General features: G+C 44.1%; 1 protein-coding gene. It reads right to left on the bottom strand.

The window, feature by feature from the left end; translation table 11 throughout:
• Positions 1–133: 133 nt before the first annotated feature.
• Positions 134–1,435 carry an IS4 family transposase gene (locus Ga0466249_RS25715; protein ID WP_215832357.1) on the bottom strand — a complete coding sequence of 434 codons (1,302 nt, stop codon included), beginning with the start codon at positions 1,433–1,435 and terminating at the stop codon, positions 134–136.
• Positions 1,436–1,576: the final 141 nt, after the last annotated feature.

Genomic DNA, 1,576 nt, shown 5'->3' with positions numbered 1-1,576 from the left:
AAACGACAAAGAAACAACGGAAAAGACAGGGAGATTGAGAAATAATAGTCTCCCTGTCTTTTCTGTCTATTTTTGAGCGCCACAAAAAGACAGATTGTCATCTGCCAATAAAAGGGATATAGTAAATAGGAGATTATGCTATACGATACAGAAAACTCACAGCTGCCTTGGGCTTGACTTTGCGAGGGTCACTGCGTCCAGGTCTAACAGGAAGGAGATTTTTCTGTATCAGCATCTCAACATTGGGTGGAGATATATCCGTAGGGAATCGCAGAAAATGCCGACATAAGTGGATTGCTAGCGTATAATTCACTTGGTATACGTGCTTTGTATCTTTTTGCTGAATCACCACATGCGTTGTGATGATCTCGCAGAAGTTATAAAGAAGCAGACGGGCAAAGATTTCCTGCTTGATATACTCCACCTTTTTTGCATGGAAACAACTCAGGCCAATTGCATATTTCAATTCCCGGAAGGACGTTTCGATTCCCCAACGCATTGCGTAGAGTTTTTTGAGTTCATCCGTTGGAAACGCATCTCTGGGCAGATTGGTAATAACGCATTCATAGGTATCTGTCGAGAGCGGAAAACGTACGACACGTAAAGTGATAGGATAGAAATCACTTTGCTCCAAATAATCGAATGTGCTGTTTGCTGGAAGAAATTTATACAAACCGGAACATGCTCTTGCCCGAGCTGTCTGTTTACGAGTCAGTGTCAGATGCACTTGCGTATCAAATGAGTCCGTTTGCGGCAACCCAAAGCTAGCTACCATGCTACGCCCGGTTTCCCTTACGCGTATAAGATAATACATATCTCGTCGTTCTGCGTGGGCAAAGGTGTTGTAAGCTTCATAGCCGCGATCCGCAATAAATATTGTCTTGTGCCCGGAAACGCATCGGTCGATCATGTCCGTCATGGCCCGGCACTCATTGTTTTTTCTTCCCGGCTGGATTACGGCATCCATGTACCGTCTGCTGCATAGATCGTACAGGGCATTTAGATGGAGTTGATTAAAGCCTTTTTCTCCGGGATTTGACTGAAAATAATTTTCCTGGTCACTTGGATTTCGTGCGATGTTCAAGTCTGTGCCGTCACAGGCGAGCAATCGATATCCACGGTATGTTTGATATTGTGCAAAGGCGTTGCTGAACTCCCGGAAGAGAAATTCCAGCGCTTCCGGCAGTATCTTTTCACGTTGCTGATTAAAAGCCGATGCCGTCGCAGTGTCAAGATTGTAATGGAAAAGCTCCAACAGTTCTTTTTTCAGGCTACCGCTTTCCATTGCAATCAGACATCGAATAGTGGTTTCAAAATCAAGCTTTCGCTTTCTTGTAAAATCACTGTCTGGATTGCGTACAAACGGTCCTGGGCAAGCTGCCATCTCCTGTATTTTTCCCAACAATACTCGTTTCACGCTTTCATAGAAATTCATGAGCGAAACCTCCCAAAATGTATTCAGCCAAGGGGCTTCGCCGCACGTTTTTGTCTGTTTGTCAACCTTTTTGTACAAAAAAAGAACCGGGTACGCTTTTTTCGTACTCGGTTCTTTTGGGGATTCATACTCTATGCATTA

Source organism: Pelorhabdus rhamnosifermentans (assembly GCF_018835585.1).
Classification (GTDB): domain Bacteria; phylum Bacillota; class Negativicutes; order UMGS1260; family UMGS1260; genus Pelorhabdus; species Pelorhabdus rhamnosifermentans.
The sequence above is the reverse complement of the archived record's forward strand: the minus strand, read 5'-3'. Positions and strand labels throughout refer to the sequence as shown.

Bases quoted from the DNA above. Each gene is read 5' to 3' on its own strand.
- Ga0466249_RS25715 (WP_215832357.1), bottom strand. From the start codon at position 1,435: ATGAATTTCTATGAAAGCGTGAAACGAGTATTGTTGGGAAAAATACAG.